General features: G+C 75.1%; 22 protein-coding genes and 1 pseudogene. 16 read left to right on the forward strand and 7 right to left on the reverse strand.

What is annotated here, in order from left to right; translation table 11 throughout:
• Positions 1-478 (forward strand): sigma factor-like helix-turn-helix DNA-binding protein (locus ACFVHV_RS38530; protein ID WP_380357797.1); only part of this gene is annotated, 478 nt, incomplete at its 5' end.
• Between the two features lie 60 nt (positions 479-538).
• Here ACFVHV_RS38530 and cynR read toward each other — a convergent pair.
• Positions 539-1447, reverse strand: coding sequence for a transcriptional regulator CynR (gene cynR, locus ACFVHV_RS38535; protein ID WP_380357800.1), 909 nt, complete (start codon positions 1445-1447; stop codon positions 539-541).
• Between the two features lie 126 nt (positions 1448-1573).
• Between cynR and ACFVHV_RS38540 the strand changes: the two genes are divergently transcribed.
• From ACFVHV_RS38540 to ACFVHV_RS38585, 10 genes are all read left to right on the forward strand, one after another.
• Complete coding sequence (locus ACFVHV_RS38540) at positions 1574-2161, forward strand: carbonic anhydrase (protein WP_380357801.1); 588 nt, start codon at positions 1574-1576, stop codon at positions 2159-2161.
• Positions 2162-2240: 79 nt separating this feature from the next.
• On the forward strand, positions 2241-2711 hold the full coding sequence (gene cynS, locus ACFVHV_RS38545) for a cyanase (protein ID WP_380357803.1): 471 nt from the start codon (positions 2241-2243) through the stop codon (positions 2709-2711).
• 119 nt (positions 2712-2830) lie between these two features.
• Positions 2831-3346 (forward strand): nucleoside deaminase, encoded by a 516-nt coding sequence (locus ACFVHV_RS38550; RefSeq protein WP_380357805.1) that lies wholly within the window; start codon positions 2831-2833, stop codon positions 3344-3346.
• Positions 3347-3355: 9 nt separating this feature from the next.
• Positions 3356-3925, forward strand: coding sequence for an ATP-binding protein (locus tag ACFVHV_RS38555; protein WP_380357808.1), 570 nt, complete (start codon positions 3356-3358; stop codon positions 3923-3925).
• Between the two features lie 54 nt (positions 3926-3979).
• Positions 3980-4561, forward strand: a complete 582-nt coding sequence (locus tag ACFVHV_RS38560; protein WP_380357811.1) for a hypothetical protein — start codon at positions 3980-3982, stop codon at positions 4559-4561.
• 121 nt (positions 4562-4682) lie between these two features.
• The gene (locus tag ACFVHV_RS38565) at positions 4683-5510 is read left to right on the forward strand and encodes a S1 family peptidase (RefSeq protein ID WP_380357814.1); all 828 of its coding nucleotides are present in this window, start codon (positions 4683-4685) and stop codon (positions 5508-5510) included.
• Between the two features lie 65 nt (positions 5511-5575).
• The gene (locus ACFVHV_RS38570) at positions 5576-6586 is read left to right on the forward strand and encodes an aldo/keto reductase (protein ID WP_380357815.1); all 1011 of its coding nucleotides are present in this window, start codon (positions 5576-5578) and stop codon (positions 6584-6586) included.
• 106 nt (positions 6587-6692) lie between these two features.
• Complete coding sequence (locus tag ACFVHV_RS38575) at positions 6693-7517, forward strand: DUF4253 domain-containing protein (protein WP_380357818.1); 825 nt, start codon at positions 6693-6695, stop codon at positions 7515-7517.
• A gap of 223 nt (positions 7518-7740) precedes the next feature.
• Positions 7741-9000, forward strand: a complete 1260-nt coding sequence (locus ACFVHV_RS38580) for an SLC13 family permease (protein WP_380357843.1) — start codon at positions 7741-7743, stop codon at positions 8998-9000.
• Positions 9001-9094: 94 nt separating this feature from the next.
• Complete coding sequence (locus ACFVHV_RS38585) at positions 9095-9907, forward strand: DUF1963 domain-containing protein (RefSeq protein ID WP_359906509.1); 813 nt, start codon at positions 9095-9097, stop codon at positions 9905-9907.
• Between the two features lie 67 nt (positions 9908-9974).
• On the opposite strand, the gene ACFVHV_RS38590 is transcribed toward ACFVHV_RS38585, so the two are convergent.
• Both ACFVHV_RS38590 and ACFVHV_RS38595 read right to left on the reverse strand, forming a co-directional pair.
• Positions 9975-11810 carry a beta-galactosidase family protein gene (locus ACFVHV_RS38590; protein ID WP_380357820.1) on the reverse strand — a complete coding sequence of 612 codons (1836 nt, stop codon included), beginning with the start codon at positions 11808-11810 and terminating at the stop codon, positions 9975-9977.
• Positions 11811-11904: 94 nt separating this feature from the next.
• The gene (locus ACFVHV_RS38595) at positions 11905-12378 is read right to left on the reverse strand and encodes a hypothetical protein (protein ID WP_380357822.1); all 474 of its coding nucleotides are present in this window, start codon (positions 12376-12378) and stop codon (positions 11905-11907) included.
• 76 nt (positions 12379-12454) lie between these two features.
• On the opposite strand from ACFVHV_RS38595, the gene ACFVHV_RS38600 reads away from it, so the two are divergent.
• Positions 12455-12733: a hypothetical protein gene (locus ACFVHV_RS38600; protein WP_359906500.1), complete on the forward strand. Its 279-nt coding sequence runs from the start codon at positions 12455-12457 to the stop codon at positions 12731-12733.
• On the opposite strand, the pseudogene ACFVHV_RS38605 reads toward ACFVHV_RS38600, so the two are convergent.
• Together ACFVHV_RS38605 and ACFVHV_RS38610 are read right to left on the reverse strand one after the other, a co-directional pair.
• A pseudogene (locus ACFVHV_RS38605) lies at positions 12731-12850 on the reverse strand (IS630 family transposase); the annotation flags it as partial. The gene ACFVHV_RS38600 and the pseudogene ACFVHV_RS38605 overlap by 3 nt on opposite strands.
• A 162-nt stretch (positions 12851-13012) precedes the next feature.
• On the reverse strand, positions 13013-13750 hold the full coding sequence (locus ACFVHV_RS38610; RefSeq protein WP_380357825.1) for an MBL fold metallo-hydrolase: 738 nt from the start codon (positions 13748-13750) through the stop codon (positions 13013-13015).
• A gap of 157 nt (positions 13751-13907) precedes the next feature.
• Between ACFVHV_RS38610 and ACFVHV_RS38615 the strand changes: the two genes are divergently transcribed.
• Complete coding sequence (locus ACFVHV_RS38615; RefSeq protein WP_380357828.1) at positions 13908-14753, forward strand: class I SAM-dependent methyltransferase; 846 nt, start codon at positions 13908-13910, stop codon at positions 14751-14753.
• A gap of 237 nt (positions 14754-14990) precedes the next feature.
• On the opposite strand, the gene ACFVHV_RS38620 is transcribed toward ACFVHV_RS38615, so the two are convergent.
• The gene (locus tag ACFVHV_RS38620) at positions 14991-15935 is read right to left on the reverse strand and encodes an NAD-dependent epimerase/dehydratase family protein (protein ID WP_380357831.1); all 945 of its coding nucleotides are present in this window, start codon (positions 15933-15935) and stop codon (positions 14991-14993) included.
• Positions 15936-16163: 228 nt separating this feature from the next.
• On the opposite strand from ACFVHV_RS38620, the gene ACFVHV_RS38625 reads away from it, so the two are divergent.
• Positions 16164-17513, forward strand: a complete 1350-nt coding sequence (locus ACFVHV_RS38625) for an ALF repeat-containing protein (RefSeq protein ID WP_380357833.1) — start codon at positions 16164-16166, stop codon at positions 17511-17513.
• Positions 17514-17608: 95 nt separating this feature from the next.
• On the opposite strand, the gene ACFVHV_RS38630 is transcribed toward ACFVHV_RS38625, so the two are convergent.
• The gene (locus ACFVHV_RS38630; RefSeq protein WP_380357835.1) at positions 17609-17821 is read right to left on the reverse strand and encodes a hypothetical protein; all 213 of its coding nucleotides are present in this window, start codon (positions 17819-17821) and stop codon (positions 17609-17611) included.
• 171 nt (positions 17822-17992) lie between these two features.
• On the opposite strand from ACFVHV_RS38630, the gene ACFVHV_RS38635 reads away from it, so the two are divergent.
• Positions 17993-18514: a peptidylprolyl isomerase gene (locus ACFVHV_RS38635; RefSeq protein ID WP_380357838.1), complete on the forward strand. Its 522-nt coding sequence runs from the start codon at positions 17993-17995 to the stop codon at positions 18512-18514.
• Between the two features lie 4 nt (positions 18515-18518).
• Positions 18519-18914, forward strand: coding sequence for a hypothetical protein (locus tag ACFVHV_RS38640; RefSeq protein ID WP_380357840.1), 396 nt, complete (start codon positions 18519-18521; stop codon positions 18912-18914).
• Positions 18915-18991: the final 77 nt, after the last annotated feature.

Genomic DNA, 18991 nt, shown 5'->3' on the forward strand with positions numbered 1-18991 from the left:
CGCCCCGGCCGCGGACCGGGCACCCGCCGCGGACCAGCACCCACCCGCGCCACCTCGGGACACCACCATGCCGACACCACGACGCCGTTCGGCAGCCCCCGGGCCCGCCCTGGGCCTGTGGGCGCTGCACGACCTGCACCTGCGCCACTACCTCGACTACGCCGAACTGCTCCTGCCGCCCGCCGACGCGCCCCTGGCCGTCCGCGCCGCCTTCGAGGAGCTCGGCGGCCACTGGCTCGACGCCCTGTCCACCGCCAGCCCGGCCGCCTGCGCCTGGCAGGCGGTGCGCCGCCGGGTCTGCACCCTGGCCGGCCCCCGGCCGCTGGGCCCGGTCGCCCACCTCACCGCCGCCCAGCAGGACGTCCTGCTGCTGCACCTGGTCCTCGACCTGTCCGCCGCCGAGATCGCCGCCCTCACCGGCACCGAACCCGCCGCCGTCCACGTCCAGCTCCGCTCCCTGGCCGCCGCCCGCCGCTGACCGGGCCGGTCCCGGCCGCCGCTTGCCGAGAGCCCGTCAGGGGCCGGGGCGCCGTGCGGGTCACGGGGCCGGCGGGTAGCCGCGGGCGTGCACGAGGTCGCGGGTGAGGCGGGTGAAGGCGCGGGCGGCGGCGCTGCGGTAGGCGCCCTCGCGGTGCAGGAGGGTGACGGTGCGGGTGGGCAGGGGAGGGTCGAGGGGGACGGGGGCGAGGTGGGGGTGGTCGTGGGCGAGGGCGTCGGGCAGGACGGTGGCCAGGCCGGTGCGCCGGACGATCTCGGTGAGGGCCTGGACGGAGTTGGCCTCGACCGTGATCCGCGGGGCGGCCCGGTGGCGGGCGAAGTAGCCGTCGATGTGCGCCCGGGTGGCGAAGTCGCCGCTGAGCAGGGCGAGTTGTTCGTCCTTGAGGGCGTGGACCGGTAGCGGGCCGGGCAGTGTCCGGGCGCGCGAGGTGCCGGTGACGAGGCTGAGGGTCTCGGTGAACAGCGCGGTGGCGGCGATGCCGGGCGGGTGGGTGCCGGCGAAGGCGATGCCGAGGTCCAGGTCGTCGGCGAGCAGCGCGGCCTCGATGCGGTCCTGGGTGGTCTCCGTCAGGGTGAGGCCGACGCCGGGGTGGCGGGCGTGGAGCTCGGCGGTGAGCGGGCCGACCAGGTAGGCGGTGAAGGTGGGGGTGACGCCCAGGCGCAGGTGGCCGCGGGAGAGGTCCTGGACGTCGTGGACGGCGCGTTCGGCGGCGGCCAGGTCGCGCAGCGCGCGCCGGGCGTGGTCGGTGTAGACGGCGCCGGCGTCGGTGAGCCGCACGGTGCGGCCGGTGCGGTCCAGCAGCTGCACGCCCAGGGTCTTCTCCAGCTGCCTGATCTGCTGGGAGAGCGTGGGCTGGGAGATGTGCAGCTCCTCGGCGGCGCGGGTGAAGTTGCCGTGTTCGGCGACGGCGAGCAGATAGCGCAGGTGACGCAGTTCGGGAGCGGCCATGGAACAGACTATAGATGCGACCAATGGCTTCCATGCCCGACAGCTCTTGGACGCTATAGGCACAGGTCATGCATGGTGGATCTCACCGGCCCACCGGGGCCGGCCACCACCCGAAGGGAGTGACCAGTGCAGGACCTCACCGACGGCGTCGCCCGTTTCCAGCGGGACGTCTTCCCGGCCAAGGCGGAGCTCTTCGCCCACCTGGCCACGCACCACACCCCGGACACCCTGTTCATCGGCTGCTCCGACGCCCGCGTCGTCCCCGAGCTGATCACCGGCACCGAGCCGGGCGACCTGTTCGTCATCCGCACCGCCGGCAACCTGGTGCCCGCCCACACACCCGAGGCCGACGGCGTCGCGGCCAGCATCGAGTACGCCGTCGCGGCACTCGGCGTGCGGGACATCGTCGTCTGCGGCCACTCCGCCTGCGGCGCGATGACCGCCCTCGCCGAGGGCCACGACCTCAGCGGCGCCCCCGCGGTCGCCACCTGGCTGCGCCACGCCGACGCCTCCGTGGCCCGCACCTCCGCCGACGGCGACGTCCCCGCCCTGGTCCGCCAGAACGTGCTCGCCCAGCTGGCGAACCTGGCCACCCACCCCTCGGTCGCCCGCGCCCTCGCCGGGGGCGGGGTCGCCCTGCACGGCTGGGTCTACGACATCCCCACCGGCCGCGTCGAGGTCCTCACCGCCGGCGCCCCCGCGCTCGCCGCCTGATCCCCCCACCCCCCGTACCCCCTCGCGTCGCCCCCGTCCCGGGATGACGCGGACCCCTCGCAAGAGAAGGACAACCGCCATGGTGCACGCCCAGTTCAACCAGAGCGCCCGCGAGGCGCTGGCCGACGCCGCCGTCGAGGCCAAGATCCGCAAGAACCTCTCCTGGAAGCGGATCGCCGAGGCCTCCGGCCTGTCGGTGGCCTTCACCACCGCCGCCGTCCTCGGCCAGCACCCGCTGCCGGAGGAGTCCGCGAAGGCCGTGGCCGAACTGCTCGGCCTGGACGAGGACGCGGCGCTGCTGCTGCAGACCGTCCCGCTCCGCGGCTCGATGCCCAACCGCGTCCCCACCGACCCGACCATGTACCGCTTCTACGAGATGCTCCAGGTCTACGGCACGACCCTCAAGGCCCTGGTGCACGAGGAGTTCGGCGACGGCATCATCTCCGCGATCAACTTCAGGCTCGACGTGCGGAAGGTCGCCGACCCCGAGGGCGGCGAGCGCGCGATCATCACCCTGGACGGCAAGTACCTGCCGACCAAGCCTTTCTGACCGGCCCTTGCGGCCAAGCCCCCGCCGATCGGGGGGCGGGCCGGGACCCCACCCCGGTCCGCCCCTTCCCCCCGCCCCTTCCCCCGGCCCCTTCCCCCGCTCCCGCCCCGGAGGCCCTGATGGACTTCGTCCAGCGCACCATCGACATCGCCCGCCAGAACGTCACCGAGGGCGGCCGCCCGTTCGCGACCGTCATCGTCAAGGACGGCGAGATCCTCGCGGAGAGCCCCAACAGGGTCGCCCAGACCGGCGACCCCACCGCCCACGCGGAGATCCTCGCCATCCGCGAGGCCTGCACCAGGCTCGGCACCGAGCACCTGACCGGCACCACCGTCTACGTGCTCGCCCACCCCTGCCCGATGTGTCTGGGCTCGCTCTACTACTGCTCGCCCGACGAGGTCGTCTTCCTCACCACCCGCGACGCCTACGAGCCCCACTACGTCGACGACCGCAAGTACTTCGAACTGGGCACCTTCTACGACGAGTTCGCCAAGCCGTGGCAGGAGCGCAGGCTGCCGATGCGCCACGAGCCGCGCGAGAACGCCGTCGGGGTGTACCGCCTCTGGCAGGAGCGCAACGGCGGCGAGCGCCGCGTGGCGGGCGCCCCGCGCCCCCAGGGCCCCGAGCGGGACTAACATCGAGCCGTGATCGTATGGCTCAACGGCACCCACGGCGCGGGCAAGACGACGACCGGCGCACTCGTGCAGCCACTGATTCCGGATGCGCGGGTGTTCGACGCCGAGAAGGTCGGCGAGACCCTCATGGACATCACGCCGGGGCTGCCCCGGACGGACAACTTCCAGCACTGGCCGCCGTGGCGGCAGCTCGTGGTCGAGACCGCCCACCGGGTACTCGACTACACCGGCGGCACCCTGGTGATGCCCATGACCGTCCTGGTCGAGCGGTACTGGCGGGAGATCAGTGCGGGCCTCGCCCGACACGCCATCCCGGTACGGCACTTCGTCCTCCACGCCGACCAGGAGACCCTCCGCGGACGGATCGAGGGGGACACCGTCCTCGGCCCCTCCTCCTTCCGCCTCAGGCACCTCGAACCCTACGCCGAGGCGGCCCGCACCTGGCTGCACGCCGAGGCCGAGGTCCTCGACACCACCCACCTCACGCCCGCCCAGGCCGCCCGACGGATCGCGGCGGCCGTCACGGGCCGGGGCCCCGCCCGCCCCGCCGTTGAGCCGGGGGCCGGGTCGGGGCCGTAGACGTGGAAGGGGCGCCCTCTGCCGGAGCGGGCGCCGCGGCGTCAGGAGGCAGGCGTGCTCAGGTTCCACGGAGCATGGCGGATCACCGTCGTCGGCAGGAGCGCCGACTTCGACCAGCGGGCCGTCGTGCGCGGCGCGTACGGGCTGCGGGTGCTGCCCGGGCGGGTCGGCGCCACCATCGAGGTGGACGAGGAGAGCTGGACGCTGTCCCTGGAACACCACCTGTGGGGCCGCAGCTGGCAGCCCAACCTGCGCACCACCCCCGGACCGGTCACCGAACACGGCGGCCTGCGCAGCCAGTTGCTCACCAGCAACGACTGCCACTGGCCGGGCAAGCCGCTCGACTACGTCAACTTCGTGCTGCGCCTGGACCAGGCCGTCACCCCGGCCGTCACCCAGGCCGTCACCCAGGCCGTCACCCGGACCGCCGCGCCGGTGCGCGCCGCCCGTCCGCTGGAGGCGCCGATCGCCGCGCCCGTCCAGGCCGTCCGCACCTCCTCCTCGGGCTGGCCCGAGGTCGGGCCCGCGACCGGGCCCGAGCGCGAACGCGAATGCGAACGCACCGCCCCTGAGCGCGGCACCGCCCCCGCGGCGCCGTCGGTGTCGCCGCGGGAGAGCGGGCGGCCCGCCTGGTAGCCCGACGGCGCGAGCGGGGGATACCCCCAGGTCAAGGTGGCCCGCTGGCCGGGTGTTCCGGCGGGCCGGCGCCGGGTTGGCTGGAGCCGTCAGCACCAGCCGAACCGAAAGGCCGTCACCCGTGCCCTTCCGTACCACCGCCCGCATCACCGCCCGGGCCGCCGCCGTCACCGCCCTGGCCGCCGCGCTCGGCGCCACCGCCATGAGCACGAGCGCCTCGGCCATCGTCAACGGCCGCGACTCCACCGAGCGCTACCCCTTCATGGCCACCCTCCCGCTGAGCGCCGAGCAACTGGCCGACGGAGCCTGCGGCGCCACCCTGATCGACCGCCAGTGGGTGCTGACCGCCGCCCACTGCGTGGTCGGCACCGAGGACACCGGCGTCACCCTCAAGGGCACCGTGCGCATCGGCAGCGCCCACCGCGACAGCGGCGGCACCGTGCGCAAGGTCGACCGCGTCGTCGTCCACCCCGGCTTCGAGTTCGGCGACGGCGCCACCCGCCCCAACCGGAACGACCTGGCCCTGGTCCGCCTGGACCGCCCCGCCCCCCAGCAGCCCGTCCGCGTCGCCGAACACCCCGGCAGCCCCGGCACCCCCACCCGGCTGCTCGGCTTCGGCACCGTCGTCGACACCACCGACTACCAGCGGATGGTCTTCCCCGACCGCCTCCAGGAACTGCCCACCCGCATCGGCGCCACCACCGACTGCGCCCCCGGCTGGGCCGACCCCACCCGCCTGTGCACGCTCAGCCAGGTGCCCCGGGCCATGGCCTGCTTCGGAGACTCCGGCGGCCCCCAGATCCAGCGCGGCCGCGGCGGCCGCTGGGAACTCGTCGGCACCACCTCCGGCCCCGGCGCCCCCGGCGTGCCCTGCGCGGGCGGCCCCGGCCTGTACACCGACGTGCCCGCCTACGCCCCCTGGATCAGCGGCACCCTCGCCGCCGGCTGACGCCCCGACCCCACCGCGCGGCTAAAGTCCCAGGTGAGAACCGTCGCGCCCGAGGAGAGCCCGCCATGCCGACCGACCCCGCCGCCACCGCGATCCCAGCCCCCGCCGCCGCGCGCCCGCACCCCGCGCGCCTCGGCCTGGGCACGGCGGCCGTCGGCCGGCCCGGCTACATCAACCTCGGGCGCGACGCCGACCTGCCCGCCGAACGCACCGTCGACGCCCTGCGCGAACGCACCCACACCCTGCTCGACGCCGCGTACGCCGCCGGCGTGCGCTACCTCGACACCGCCCGCTCCTACGGCCGCGCCGAGGAGTTCCTCGGCCAGTGGCTCGCCGAACACCCCGAGGCCGCGGCCGAGGTGACGGTCGGCAGCAAATGGGGCTACACCTACACCGCCGACTGGCAGACCGACGGAGTCGCCGCGCACGAGGTCAAGGAGCACTCCACCGCCGTCTACGACCGCCAGATCCACGAGACCCGCACCCTGCTCGGCGACCACCTCGACGTCTACCTCGTCCACTCCGTCACCCCCGACAGCCCCGCCCTCACCGACCCCGCCCTGCACCGGCGCCTCGCCGGCCTCGCCGCCGAAGGCGTCCGGGTGGGCCTGTCCACCAGCGGCCCCGCCCAGGCCGACACCATCCGCCGCGCCCTCGCCGTCACCACGGACGGCCGACCGCTGTTCACCGCCGTCCAGGCCACCTGGAACCTGCTGGAGACCTCCGCCGCCCCCGCCCTCGCCGAAGCCCACGCGGCCGGATGGCTCGTCGTCGTCAAGGAGGGCATGGCCAACGGCCGCCTCGCCGGCCGCAACGCCACCGGCCCCGACACCGCCCCGCTGCGCACCCTCGCCGACCGCACCGCCGCCACCCCCGACGCCCTCGCCCTCGCCGCGGCCACCGCCCAGCCCTGGGCCGACATCGTCCTCTCCGGCGCCGCCACCCCCGACCAGCTCGCCTCCAACCTCGCCGCCACCGGCCTCCGCCCGACCCCCGAGGACCTCGCCGCCCTCGGCGCCATGGCCGAGCCGGCCGGGGCGTACTGGCGTACGCGGGCGGGGCTGCCCTGGTCCTGAGGCGTTGCGGGCGGGGGCGCCGGCCGGGGGCGCCGCGCGAGAAGTCGGCGGGGCCGACTTCTCGCGCCCCCGCCCGTTGTCGGTGCCCGCCCCTACGGTGAGCCGCATGACCGAGCACCTGGACCTCGTCGCCGCCCTCGCCGCCCTGCCCGTCGATCTGTCCGTCGACCTGCCGCCCGGCCGTACGGTCACCGCGGACGACGGGCCCGAGCCGCTGCTGTGGATCAGCGACGCCCCCGCCCCCGCCGGGCTCTGGCGCCAGCTGCACCGCGCCCACCCGCAGACCGGGCTGTGGCCGCTGCTGCTCACCCCGCTGGACCCCGCCGGCCCCGACTACCGGCCCTGGCTGTCCGGCGAGCTGTACCCGGTCGACGCCGCCGTACCCGACCTCTACGACCCGGCCGCCCTGCTGGCCACCTGGTGGAAGCAGGTCGACGGGGACGAGGACGGGGAGGTGAGCGAGGACGCCGGGATCCTGGACGAAACCCTCGCCCCCTACGGCCGCACCTGGCCCGGCCCCGCCCCCGCCACCACCGTCCCCGACGGCGCCGCCGGCACCGAGGCCCGGGAACTGGCCGAGGTGCTGCGGTCCGTCAAGGACGCCCGCCTCGGCCTGGTGCGGGCCGACAGCGGCGCCCAGGCCCTCGCGGTGTGCGGCTGGAGCGGCCCCACGAACCACGACGACATCGCCAGGATCGCCACCGTGCTCGCCGACTGGGAACGCCGCTTCGGCGCCCAGGTCGTCGAAGTCGGCTTCGACACCCTGGAGCTGAGCGTCCCCGTGCCGCCCGCCACGCTCGCCGAGGCGCTCCCGCTGGCCGCCGAGCACACCGCCTTCTGCCCCGACCTGGTCTTCCAGGGCTCCGGCAGCCTCACCGCGTACGCCGAGGGACTGGTCGGCGCCCACCAGTGGTCCTTCTGGTGGGACTGACCTGACCTGACCTGACCTGACCTGATCCGGGGGCCGGGGGCCGGGGGCCGGGGGACGGGCGCAGGGGTCGCTTGGGCACGACGGACCCGGGCGGGCCGACCCGGGCGCGCCGACCCGCCCGGCGCCCGCAGGCCACCCGTGTGGCATGCTGCGCCGGGCCGCGAACCGGGCCCGAGCACCGCCCACCGCACGGACACCCGTCCCGGCCCCCGAGGAGCACCCCCTGAACACCGCCTGCGCCGAAGCCCTGTCCGCAGGCCTGCTGATACTCGTCCTGGTCTGCGCCGTCGCCCGCCCCTGGGGCTGGCCGGAGGCCGCCGCCGCGGTGCCGGCCGCCGCCCTGCTGGTGGCGACCGGCGCCGTCCCGCTGGAGCACGCCACGGCCGAGGCCGCCCGCCTCGGACCGGTGATCGGCTTCCTGGCCGCCGTCCTGGTCCTGGCCAAACTCTGCGACGACGAGGGGCTGTTCCGCGCCTGCGGGGCCTGGATGGCACGCAGCGCCGCCGGCCGCCCGCGCCGACTGCTGGTCCAGGTGTTCACCGTCGCCTCGCTGGTCACCGCGGTGCTCAGCCTGGACGCCACCGTCGTACTCCTCACCCCCGTCGTCCTCGCCACCACCTCCCGCCTGGGCACCCGGCCCGGGCCGCACCTGTACGCCTGCGCCCACCTGTCGAACACGGCCTCGCTGCTGCTGCCGGTCTCCAACCTGACCAACCTGCTCGCCTTCACCGCCAGCGGCCTGAGCTTCGGCCGCTTCGCCGCCCTGATGACACTGCCGTGGCTGGCGGCGGTCGGCGTCGAGTACCTGGTGCTGCGCCGCTTCTTCGCCGCCGACCTGGACGCCGCCCCCACCGCGGCGCCCGAGACCGGACCGGCCCCCGCCATGCCGCTGTTCGCCCTGGCCACCGTCGGCTGCACGCTCGCCGGGTTCGTCCTCGCCTCCGCACTCGACATCGACCCGGCCTGGGCGGCGGCCGCCGGCGCCACCGTCCTGGCCGCGCGCGCCCTGGCCCGCGGCCACGCCACCCCCGCGACGGTGGTGCGCTCGGCCGCCCTGCCGTTCCTGGCGTTCGTCCTCGCCCTGGGCATCGTGGTGCGCGCGGTCGTCGACAACGGCCTGGCCGCCGGCCTGGCCCACCTCGTCCCCGACGGCACCGCCCTGCCCGCCCTGCTCGCCACCGCCGCCCTGGCCGCCGGCCTCGCCAACGTCATCAACAACCTGCCCGCCACCCTCGCCCTGGTGCCGCTGGCCGCCCCGGCCGGGCCCGGCGCCGTCCTCGCGGTCCTGCTCGGGGTGAACATCGGCCCCAACCTCAGCTACGCCGGCTCGCTGGCCACCCTGCTGTGGCGCGGCATCGTCCGCGACCGCGGAGTACCGGTGGAACTGCGCGAGTTCACCCGCCTGGGCCTGCTCGCCGTCCCCGCCACCCTCACCGCCGCCGTCCTGGCCCTGTGGGCCTCGCTGCGCCTGATCGGGCCCTGAGCGGCGCGGGAATCCGGCAGGCCCGACTTCCCGCGTCGGCCGCCGGGGCGAATCTCCGGTGCGCCCGGGCCGTGCTCCCCGGTACCGTCCACGCGTGACCCGTAGAACCCCGCCGCGCCCCCTGAACGTCGAAGAGCTGTTTCCCGAGGTGGCCCCGTTCCGCCGGGAGGCCGTGAGGCTGCATCCACGTCGGGGCGAGCCGACGTGCCGCGACAGCTCGGTGGGCGGCCCGCTGCTCTGGCCGGCGTCGGAGCCGTGGCCGGAGTGCCCGGAGCACCCCGGGTCGCCGATGGTCGCGGTCGTCCAGATCCACCGCCGGGACGTGCTGGACCTCGTGCCCTTCCCGGAGGAACGGGACCTGCTCCAGGTGCTCTGGTGCCCGCTGCGCCACGACGGCCAGTGGGTCGTGCCGCAGGTCTGCTGGCGGTCCGTGCGGGAGGTCGGGGAGGTGCGGCCCGCGCCGCCGGTGCCGGCGGACGCCGCGTACGGGCAGGTGCCGCGGCCGTGCGTCGTCCATCCGGAGCGGGTGACGGAGTACCCGAGTTGGGACCTGCCGTACGAGATCTGGGACGCCCTGGAGGACCGCTTCGAGCAGGTGGAGAGAGGGACGGGCTGGGACTACCAGTTCCACCTGTCCACCGCGCCGGGCGTCAAGCTGGGTGGGTTCCCCGGCTGGAGCCAGTACCCGCAGTGGCCGGTGTGCCCGGCCTGCCGGACGACGATGGACCATCTGCTGACCGTGAGGAGCACCGAGGAGCACGACTGCAGGCAGGCGTGGACTCCGGTCGAGGACCGCGACGTCCGGTGGGAGGGAACGGACCTGAGTCTCGGAGACCTGGGCGGTGTGTACCTGTTCGAGTGTCGCGCGTGCCCCGGGCGCCCGTTCGCCCATCGCTTCGACGCCTGACCCCCGCGGCCGGTGGTGCCGGAGAGAGGCCGGGGGATTCCTGTGCGCGGGGGGCTTACCCGGCCGGTCAGTACTCGGAGCTGGGCGCGGCCGTGACCGGGCCGAGGTCCGGTCGGGCGCGCAACTCCAGTGCCGTGCCGTGGCGTTCGAGTTCCAGGACGACCAGTTCGTTGGCGCCGGGCCGCCACAGCGGGGCGGGGGCGTAGAGGGTGCGCTGGGGGCCGGCGGCGCAGTGGCGGCCGAGCAGGAAGCCGTTGAGCCACAGCAGCCCGCGGCCCCAGTCGGGCAGGGCGAGGAACGCGTCGGCGGGGGATGGGAGTTCGGCGGTGAAGCGGTGGAAGGCCGGCTCGCCGTCGCCCGGCTCGCCGTCGCGGGCCTCGATGTCGTCCGCCTCGCCGTCGCCCGCCTCGACGTTCTCCGTGAAGCGCAGTGCGGACAGATCGGTCAGCGGCAGCGGCCGGATCTGCCAGTCGAAGAGCCGCTGGTGGCCGTGCGAGACGCCGCGGGTGATGCCCTTGCGGTCGTCCATCTGCGGGCCGTAGTTCACCCGCCCCAGCGCCTCGACCAGGATGTCCAGCACCACCCCGTCGGGCCCGGTGGCCAGCGGCAGGGTCGCGCCGGGGGAGTTGCGCTCCAGCACCCCGAGCGGGCGCCCGTCCGCGAACACCTGCGCCCGGTCGGCCAACCCGTCGATGCGCAGCGGCAGTTCGGGGCGCGGGCCCGGTACGCGGGTGCGGTAGTGGATCAGGCCGCGGTCCTGTCCGAGCCGCTCCATCGGCAGCGGCGCCGCGTGGCGCCGCGGCTTCGACAGCGCGTCCAGGGCCTGCGCCAGGGACGCCCGCCCGTCGGCCCGCTCCAGGCGCTGCGGCGCCACCCGGGGCGGGGGGTCGGGCAGTTCGCCGTCCGGCAGGGGCAGGTGGCGGCCGATGACCTCGCGCAGGGCGTGGAACTTCTCGGTCAGCTCGCCGGCCTCGCCGATCGGCGCGTCGTAGTCGTAGCTGGTGACGGTCGGCTCGTAGCCGGCGTCCAGCGGGTGGGCGCCGGAGTGGTTGGCGCCGGACCACAGGCCGAAGCTGGTGCCGCCGTGCGCCATGTAGAGGCTGACGGAGGCGCCGGTGGCCAGCAGTTCGTCCAGCGAGGCGGCGGTCTCCTTCGGGTCGCGGACGTGGTGCGGCAGGCCCCACTGGTCGAACCAGCCGATCCAGAACTCCATGGCGGTCAGCGGGCCCTCGCCCTGGTGGCGGCGGAGCACCGCGAGGCGCTCGGGGGCGCGCGAACCGAAGGTGGCGGTGGCGAGGAGGCCCGGGACCGTGCCGCCCTGCTGCATGGTGTCGTGGGCGCCGTCGGTGGTGAACAGCAGGCAGTCCACCCCGCGCCGCAGCAGGCCGTCGCGCAGGTGGGCGAGGTAGGCGGCGTCGTCGCCGTAGCTGCCGTACTCGTTCTCCACCTGCATCGCCACCACCGGCCCGCCCCGGCTCGCCAGCAGCGGAAGCAGCTCGGGCACCAGCGCGTCGAACCAGCCGTCCACCTCGGCCAGGTACGCCGGGTCCGCGCAGCGCAGCCGCAGCCCGTCCACCGCCAGCAGCCGGGCCGGCAGCCCGCCGAACTCCCACTCCGCACAGATGTACGGGCCCGGGCGCAGGATCACGTCCAGCCCCAGGCCGGCGGCCAGGCGCACGAAGCGCGCCACGTCCCGCCAGCCGGTGAAGTCCACCGTGCCGTCGGGCAGTTCGTGGAAGTTCCACGGGACGTAGGTGTCCACGGTGTTCACGCCCAGCGCCCGCACCCGCCGCAGCCGGTCCTCCCACAGCTCGGGGTGCACCCGGAAGTAGTGCACCGCCCCGGCCACCACCCGGTGCGGCACCCCGTCCCGCACGAACCCGTCCGCGTCGTACCCGAGCATGCGCGCACCCGCCTTCCCGCAGGAGACCCCGGGACCTCGCGGCCCCCGGCACCGCCGAGCCTAGCGAGGAACGGGCCGCGCGGGCCGCCGCCGCTCAGGTGTCGTAGCAGCCGTCCCACGGGGCGAAGAAGCCCAGGCCGTCCGGGTAGAGCTCCAGGTGCACGCGGTCCTCCTCGTCCTCCTCGTCCTCGTCCACCTCCAGGACCAGGCCGAACAGGGCGCCCTCGAAGCGGACCTCGAAGGGGGCGATGGCGATGTCCTGGTAGTGCCGCCCCGGCAGGGCGTCCAGCCACTGCTCCAGCAGCAGCGCGGCCGCGTCGACCGCCTGCCGCTCGCCGTCCGCCGTCGTGCCGGTGGACTCGATGCGCGAGCCCAGGTGGTGGCCGGCCTCGTCGAACCGGTGCAGCACGGCGTGCCAGCGCTTCACGGCCTGCCAGTCGTCGCCGCTCCAGCCCTCGGGGAACGCCGCGACGACGGTCGCGTAGAACTGGCCGCCCTCGCACCGCCCGATGGTGTCCGTGCGGTAGTCGGGCTCGTGGCGGATCGGTATGACCTCGGGAACGTTCATGCCCCGCACCTTAGGCCCCACCTGCGACAACGCCGCCCGGCGGGGGCGCCGGTTGGGCCCGGGATAGCCTGCGCCCGTGAAGGTCTATCCCCTCTGGCACATCAGCCACCGGAACGAAGCCGGGCCCAACGACGAGACGATTCACCTCGACGACGGGGACGTGTTCATCGACGAGCAGGACGGCGACGACGTCAAGCTGCTCGGCATCTACTCCTCCGAGGCCGTGGCCGAGGAGCGGATGCGCCGCGCGCGTCTTCTACCGGGCTTCGCCGACGAGCCGGACTGCTTCCAGATCGGAGAGTACGACATCGATGAGGACCACTGGACCGAGGGTTTCGTCCGCGTGCCGGTCTAGGTCTTCGGGGTGGCGGGCGTTCGCGTTGCGCCAGCGCAGGTAGGCGTGCAGAGCGCGGGTCCGGACCGTGCGGTTCGGATGGTTCGAGTCGGCGAGCGTGAACTGCCGCAGCTGCCCCGGCGCACGATCCGTTGTAACTGCTGGCCCGCCTGGTCGGTCAGCCTCCTGACCTTGACCGGCTCCGCCACCACGCCCCCAACCCGTTGGATGTCCGTCTCATCCAATCGGTTCCGGTCCCACCGCCGCCAACCCGGTGAACGTTCTCGGTCAGAGCACTGGCTACAATGGGAGCACCATGCCCTCCTCGGCCGCGATCACCTCGCCCGAGAACCGGCTCCGGGCCTCGGCGGTCGAACGCGTGCGGTCGCTGCCGGGCCAGAAGTGGGTGAGGAGCAGGCGCTCGGCCCCGGAACGGGTCGCCCACGTCCCGGCCTCCGCGGCGCTCATCAGGTGGGGGTCGCCGCCGTCGGCGGACGGGCCCTGCAGGGTGGCTCCGGCGATGAACAGATCCGCTCCCGCGGCCAGCCGGGCCAGGGCGGGGTCCGCTCCCGCGTCGCCGCTGTAGGCGAGGGTCAGACCCGGCGCGGTCAACCGCACCCCTGCGTGCGGGACGTGATGCGGCAGCAGCGCGGCATCGAGCCGGAACGGTCCCACCCGGTGGCTCGAAGGAAGCGCGTGCACGTCGAAGACGTCGAGCAGGTCCTCGGTCGGTTCCATCGCCTGCACCCGGCCGATCACCCCGGGGGTGCAGTACAGGGGCAGGCGGGCGCCCCGCTCCTGCGCGAAGTAGCGTGCGCGGCACAGGGGACTGAGGTCGGCGCAATGGTCGGGGTGCTCATGAGTGATCACCACGGCGTCGACGTGCCCGGCGGCACAGTGCTCCAACAACCGCGGGAACGTCGCGTAGCCGAGGTCCAGCACCAGCCGGAACCCGTCGTACTCCAGCAGGAACCCGCTGGCGCTCCGCCCGGCCTCGGGCCAGGCGCCGCACGTCCCCAGTACCGTCAGTCTGCGCACCGGCCGATGCTCTCACGGGTGGTTCCACCGGCCGAACTCGAACGGTCCCGGTCCCGGTCCCGGTCCCGGTCCCGGTCCCGGCCCGGGCGCGCCCCGCCGCTGCGCCGCCGCGCCGCCCGAGCGGTGATCCGTGGAAGGGCCCTGTCAGACTGCGGACATGAACGGAAAGTCGCCCGACGACGGGCTCGCCGCGAACCGCGCCCTCTGGGACGCCCGGGCCGTGGCGCACGGGACGACCCCCGACGACGCGTTCTACGACGTGGATTCGTTCCTGGCCGGGCGGCAGACGCTCCACGGGATCGAACGGGAGCTGGCCGGTGAGGTGGCCGGTCGGGACGTGCTGCATCTGCAGTGCCACTTCGGCATGGACACCCTGAGCTGGGCCCGTCTGGGAGCCCGGGTGACCGGGGTCGACTTCTCGCCGGCGGCGATCGCCCGGGCGCGTGAACTGGCCGGGCGCGCAGCTCTGGTGGCCGATTTCATCGAGGCGGACACGCAGAACCTGCCGTCCCGCCTGGCGGACGGGTTCGACCTCGTGATCGCCACCTACGGGGTGCTGTGCTGGATCGGTGACCTCGACGCGTGGATGCGCGGTGCGGCGATGGCACTGCGGCCCGGTGGCAGGCTGGTGCTGGTCGACCTGCATCCGGCGTTCCAGACCCTGGCGAGCTACGAGCCGTTCGTGGCCGACTGGCCCTACGGCGGCGGGGAGCCCCGGTGCGAGGCCGTGACGGGTACGTACGCCGACCCGGACCTGCCGATGGCCGCGCAGGAAGTGGTGCAGTACCCGCATTCGGTGGGCGAGATCGTGACGGCGGCCGCCGGAGCGGGACTGATCGTGGACCGGCTCGCCGAACACACCGAGGCCGCGTTCGACGCACGCCGCATCCTGCCCCAGGGACCCGACGGCATCTACCGGTTCCCGTTCGGCGACTTCTACCTCCCGGTCCTCTACTCGCTGCGGGCGGTGTCACCCCCGGACCCCCGTCGGACGGCCCGGTGACCGGGGTGCCCCGGGTGCCCCGGGTGCCCCGAGTGGGCCGAGCGGGCCGGGGCGGGTTCGGCGACGACCCGGAGGTGTTCGCCGCAGGCGCGACGAACGGGCCGCCGCGGACGGCGAGTTCGCCTCCCCGTTCGCCCCGCACGCCCCGTTCGAGCCGTTCCCGAGGCCCGGCGGGCCGCTGATCCGGGGAGCCGCCGAGCGCGGTGACTCCCGCGCAGGCCGGTTGCCCGTGCGGTGCTACGGCTGCGCGCGCTCGCGCCACCAGGCGACCGTCGCCCGCAGTTGCTCCTCCAGCGGCGTGGCCCGCACCGCGAACGCGGCCTCGTACGCGGAGCTGTCCACCACGAACGGCCGGTCGAACTGGTAGCGCACCTCCCGCAGTTCGCGCAGCAGCGGGGAGAACAGCCCCGCCACGGCCAGTGCGGCCGCGGGCAGGCGGCGCACCGCGACCGGCCCGCCGCCGGCCTCGGCGGCCAGCCGGTCGACCATCGCGCGCACCGGCAGGGGAGGGGCGGTGGGCACGTGCCACGCCCGGCCCCAGGCCCGCTCCTCGCCGGCGATCTCGGCCATCGCCCGGGCCACGTCCGGCAGGTAGGTCCAGCTGTGCGCGGTGTCCGGGTCGCCGAGGGCGGCGACCGGGCGGCCCTTCAGCAGACCGGGCATCACCCGCGCCGCCAGGTGGCCGCCGTCGGTGACCCCGGGGCCGAAGAAGTCCGAGGCCCGCACCTCCACCGCCCGGATCCGCCCGGCCTCGTGCAGCGCCCGCGCCTGCTCCCAGGCCGCCGCCCGTACCCGCCCCTTGGGGCCGGTCGCGGCGAGCGGCAGGTCCTCCGTCATCGGGCCGGCCACCGGCCCGTACCCGTACAGGTTGCCGAGCATGACCAGCACCGCGCCGCTCTCCTCGGCCGCCGCGCACAGCGAGGCGGTCAGTGCCGGCCACAGCCGCGCCCACTGCGGCAGCGGCGGCGCGGCGCAGCCGTGGACGGCGGCGGCACCGCGGGCGGCCGGTGCCAGCTGTGCGGGGTCGCTCGCGTCCAGGGCGAGGTGTTCGACGCCGGGGACGGCCGGCCCGGCGGGGCGCCCGGTGCGGGTGGCGACCCGGACCTCGTGGCCCTGTTCGGCCAGCAGGCGGGCGGTGGCGGCCCCGGCGGGCCCGTGTCCGACGACCAGGTGGAAGCTCATCCGCCAGAGCCTAGCGGCGGCCTCCGACCGGCAGGGGGCGCGGTGCGGGCCGGTGCGGCCCGGTGGCCGGAAGGGGAGGTCGGACAGATCGGGGCAGGTCAGGGCAGGTCGGGGCGGGTCGAGGGTCGGCACTTATCCGGTATGCCGATCGTAAAAGTGGATCTATGCTGTGGGTCGTTCATGATCCCTTCACACGAAGCAGGTTTGCTCTCGATGAAGCTGCCCCGGGTGTCCGCAGTCGTCGCCGCCGCGGTCCTGGCCCCCGCTGTCCTCTTCCCGTCCACGGCCTCCGCCTCCGACGCCCCGAAGCCGATCGGCCTCTCCGGTCCCGACACCGGCTCGGACTCCGCCAAGGACACCGCCCCCGAGGACGGCACCCCCGGGGCCGGCAGCGGACAGGAGCAGCGCGACCGCGCCGAGGTCCAGCGCATCCTCGCCGACCCGGCGAGCGGCTTCGGCGTGCGCGAGGCGGCCGAGAAGGCCCTCAAGGGCGGCGCCGCCGAGCTGCGGCACTTCCTGGAGGTCGAGCTCGCCGAGCAGCGACAGATCGACGACCAGGTCAAGGTCTCCCAGATCTACGCCGTTGGCGGCCCGGCCGTGCAGAAGGCCGCCAGGGCCGCCCTCCGCGGCACCTACCAGGACATCCTCGACTTCCTGAAGACCGGCCAGTACGTCGCCCGCGCCGAGGACGAGGACCGCGCCAAGGTCGAGGCTCTCCTCGCCGACCCCAAGACCGGCCGCGGCGTGCGCGAAGGCGCCGAGAAGGCCCTCAAGGGCGGCGCCGCCGAGCTGCGCGACTTTCTGACCACCAAGCTGGGCAGGCTGCGCGCCGACGACAACCGGGTCAAGCTCAGCCAGCTCATGAGCCAGGGCGGCAGGGCCGTGCGCGAGGCCGCCGGCAAGGCGCTGGACGCCGGCACCGACGAGGCCGTCGAGGCCTTCCTCAACGAGGGCTTCGCCAAGGCCCAGTTCGAGGACGACCGGGTCGAGGTGCTGCGCATCATCGCCGACAAGGAGACCGGCCCGGCCACCGCCGCGGCCGCCCAGAAGGCCATGGACGGCAACGCCGAGGCCGTGCGGCGCTTCCTGACCGTCGAGCTGCCCGTCCTGCGCGAGAGCGACAACCGGGTGAAGGTCTCCCAGATCATCGAGACCGGCGGCCCCGTGGTGAAGAAGGCCGCCCTGGCCGCCTCCGAGGGCAGCTACGCGGACATCCTGGCCTTCCTCAAGGAGGGCTGGGCCAAGGCCAGGGCCGAGGACGAGGCCGCGGCGGCCAAGCCCGGCACGGGCAACGGCACGGGTACGGGCACCGACGGGTCCGGGCAGCAGCCGCAGACCGTCCAGCCCGCCGGCCTCACCCAGACCACCACCACCGGCACCGGCGGCACCACCGGCACCACGACCGGCACCCGTACGGGCACCGGCACCACGGGCAGCACCGGCGCCACGACCGGCACCGGCGCGCTCGCCGCCACCGGCACCGACGGGCTCGGCTGGGAGGCCGGCGGCGCCGCCGCGGCCCTCGCCGCGGGCGCGGCGCTGGTCGTGGCCGCCCGCCGCCGCTCCACCGAGAGCTGACACCCCCTCGCGTCCCCGGCCGCCGCACACCCCCGGCGGCCGGGGATGCGCCACGTCCCGAGCGGCCCGCCGCGCCGCCCGCCCCGGCCGGCGGCTCAGCAGCCGTCCCCGCCGTCCCCGCCGTCCGCGCCGCCGTTCCCCACCCGGCGGGGCCGCCGGCGCTGGTAGCTGCGCACCGCCTTCCCGGCGCCGAGGGTGAGGGCCGCGACCACCCGGGTCCAGCGCGGCCCGCCGCGGCCGGCCCACACCACGCAGCCGCACCCCGCGACGACCAGGACCAGCACTCCCACCAGAACCGCACCGACCATCACGACCACCCGCCTTTCGCCCGACGTCCTGCTACGTCTGACGTCCGGATCGTCCCACCCGGTTCGGCCGTGCGGGCGGAGGCTGTGCCAGGATGCGGTAGCCGAACGGCCCAGGTCACCGCACCGGGCCGCACGGGCCCCACCCGCCAGCCGTACCCGAGGAGTCACCCAGTGGCCACTGCCCGGTTCGCCACCCTGCACACCACGGCGGGCCCGATCCGCCTGGAGCTGTTCCCGTTCCACGCGCCGAAGACGGTCCGCAACTTCGCCGAACTCGCCGAGGGCACCCGGGAGTACACCGACCCGCGCACCGGCGGGCCGGGCCAGGGCCCGTACTACGACGGCACGCTCTTCCACCGGGTGATCGCGGGCTTCATGATCCAGGGCGGGGACCCGACCGGCACCGGCGCCGGCGGCCCGGGCTACTCCTTCGCGGACGAGTTCCACCCGGAGCTGTTCTTCACCAAGCCGTACCTGCTGGCGATGGCCAACGCCGGCCCGGGCACCAACGGCTCGCAGTTCTTCATCACGGTGGGCGCCCCCGCCCACCTCAACCGCAAGCACACCATCTTCGGCCAGGTCGCCGACGCCGCCTCCAGGGCCGTGGTCGACGCCATCGCCACCACCCCCACCGAGGCCGACCGCCCGGTCGAGGACGTGGTGATCACCTCCGTCGAGATCGAGCACGCCTGACCCGGTGACCGCCGAGCAGCAGGCCTTCCCGCCCCGCCCGGTCCGCGGCGTACGGGCGCGCTACGTCCACCAGACGAGCTGCCCGGGCGACGTCGCGATCGTCACCGTGGACTTCGAGCCCTGGGAGGAGGGCCTGCGCGTCGAGTCCGCCCCGGGCGCCACCGTCCGGGGCGACCCGGAGCCTGGGGACCTGGAGCGCTTCCACGCCGCCCTGGCCGAGGGCGTGCATGCGGAGCTGTCCGAGCAACTGCCCGGCACCCCGCTGGCGTTGGCGCTGGTGGTGCACCGCACCGTGGTGCACCTGGTCGACTCGCGTGAGTACTCCTTCCGCACCGCCGGCCGCCTGGCGGCGCGCGAGGCGCTGGTCCGCCTGGCCGGCAAGGCGGCTGCGGTGGGCTGACGTCGCGTCAGAAATCGCTGACTGGTGGGGAGTTCACCGCGCATGGCCCTGCCCGACCGGTCGGGCAGGGCCATGCG

The sequence above is a fragment of the Kitasatospora sp. NPDC127116 genome, assembly GCF_042677365.1.
Classification (GTDB): domain Bacteria; phylum Actinomycetota; class Actinomycetes; order Streptomycetales; family Streptomycetaceae; genus Kitasatospora; species Kitasatospora lactacystinica.

Coding starts and splice junctions, on each gene's coding strand:
- cynS (WP_380357803.1), top strand. CDS start 2,241: ATGGTGCACGCCCAGTTCAACCAGAGCGCCCGCGAGGCGCTGGCCGAC.
- ACFVHV_RS38615 (WP_380357828.1), top strand. CDS start 13,908: ATGAACGGAAAGTCGCCCGACGACGGGCTCGCCGCGAACCGCGCCCTC.
- ACFVHV_RS38575 (WP_380357818.1), top strand. CDS start 6,693: ATGACCGAGCACCTGGACCTCGTCGCCGCCCTCGCCGCCCTGCCCGTC.
- ACFVHV_RS38595 (WP_380357822.1), bottom strand. CDS start 12,378: ATGAACGTTCCCGAGGTCATACCGATCCGCCACGAGCCCGACTACCGC.
- cynR (WP_380357800.1), bottom strand. CDS start 1,447: ATGGCCGCTCCCGAACTGCGTCACCTGCGCTATCTGCTCGCCGTCGCC.
- ACFVHV_RS38630 (WP_380357835.1), bottom strand. CDS start 17,821: ATGGTCGGTGCGGTTCTGGTGGGAGTGCTGGTCCTGGTCGTCGCGGGG.
- ACFVHV_RS38590 (WP_380357820.1), bottom strand. CDS start 11,810: ATGCTCGGGTACGACGCGGACGGGTTCGTGCGGGACGGGGTGCCGCAC.
- ACFVHV_RS38620 (WP_380357831.1), bottom strand. CDS start 15,935: ATGAGCTTCCACCTGGTCGTCGGACACGGGCCCGCCGGGGCCGCCACC.
- ACFVHV_RS38550 (WP_380357805.1), top strand. CDS start 2,831: ATGGACTTCGTCCAGCGCACCATCGACATCGCCCGCCAGAACGTCACC.
- ACFVHV_RS38570 (WP_380357815.1), top strand. CDS start 5,576: ATGCCGACCGACCCCGCCGCCACCGCGATCCCAGCCCCCGCCGCCGCG.